This window comes from Curtobacterium flaccumfaciens UCD-AKU (assembly GCF_000349565.1).
GTDB lineage: Bacteria > Actinomycetota > Actinomycetes > Actinomycetales > Microbacteriaceae > Curtobacterium > Curtobacterium poinsettiae.
Genome location: NZ_KB714624.1, coordinates 2,152 through 2,669, shown reverse-complemented (window position 1 = coordinate 2,669; position 518 = coordinate 2,152). Strand labels below are relative to the sequence as shown.

The following is a 518-nucleotide window of genomic DNA, read 5'->3' as shown; positions in this document are numbered from 1 at the left end:
GAGCGTGCGGGGGCTCACACCCACCGCGTCGCAGATGTCGGCGAGGCAGAGCTGCTGATCGCAGTGTCCTTCGAGGTACGCCATGGCGAGTTCGACCGTCGACGGGGTCACGGCACGCCGGAGGATCACGGGCACCCGCGTCCCGAACGCTCCGAGGACGGCCTCGACGAGCGCGACCTGCGCGCTGGTCCTGGCGCCCTGGGTGAAGCCGTCACGCGTCGCGGTGACCGCCACCTGTTCGACGCACCGGCGCAGGTGTTCGAGCACCCCCGCGGCGGGTTCGGCACCTCGGTCCGGCAGCTCCGGCGCCGCGGCTCCGAGCGAGGAGCGCACCTGGTCGAGGAGTGACCGGTCGATGCTCACCAGCTGCAGCGTGCCCGTCGGGGCGCGGACGGAGAACTCCCCCGACGTCGGCATCCGGACGGGCGTGCCGGGCCGGGTCTCGAGGACGGCACCGTCCTGGACGGCGATCCGGACGCCACCGGTACTCGACCACCCGACGACGATGCGGTCGACGG

1 protein-coding gene is annotated in these 518 nt (G+C 73.2%); it reads right to left on the bottom strand.

The window, feature by feature from the left end; genetic code table 11:
• The coding region (locus H489_RS38265; protein ID WP_017887474.1) for a hypothetical protein at positions 1 to 518 on the bottom strand (518 nt) is incomplete at both ends.